The sequence below is a fragment of the Halorubrum sp. Atlit-26R genome, from assembly GCF_003666015.1.
In the GTDB taxonomy this organism is placed as follows: domain Archaea; phylum Halobacteriota; class Halobacteria; order Halobacteriales; family Haloferacaceae; genus Halorubrum.
In genome coordinates, this window is sequence record NZ_QPLT01000405.1 from 1 (window position 1) to 508 (window position 508).

1 protein-coding gene is annotated in these 508 nt (G+C 69.5%); it reads right to left on the reverse strand.

The annotated features are described in order from the left end of the window. Positions 1–508: TrmB family transcriptional regulator (locus DVK07_RS21180; RefSeq protein ID WP_147441321.1), on the reverse strand; the 508-nt coding region annotated here is incomplete at both ends.

The window sequence follows — 508 nt, forward strand, 5'->3', positions numbered from 1 at the left end:
CGGTCGCGGTCGTCGCGGAGGGCGTCCTGGGTCGCGTAGATGGAGTACTCGCCGTCAGCGACCGCGAGGACGGGCGAGGTGATGCCGCGGCGGGCGCGGGCGATGGTCGCCACGTCGAGGTAGTTGAACTCCTCGGGGTCGGGCGCGCGGGAGGCGGGCGTCACGAGCAGGTCGATGCTGACGCCGCTGTCGATGGCCGCCGCGAGGTCGTCGCGGAAGCGACGGAGCAGGTCGGGCGTCAACGAGAGCACGAGTTCGTACTCCGCGGCCTCGATAATCTCCTCGATGTAGCGGAGGATGGTCGACCGCGACTTGACGAGCGAGACGGCCTCGGTGTCGCGGGCGGGGGCGGTGTAGCGCGCCTCCAGTTCCTCGATGAGTTCCTCCAGCGAGGTCTTGACGTTCGCGAAGGCGTCGTCGGGGTCGACGGCGACGATTTTCATCGGGCGCGACTCGCGGAGTTCGACGAGGCCGCGGTCCGACAGGCTTCGGACCGTGTCGTACACCC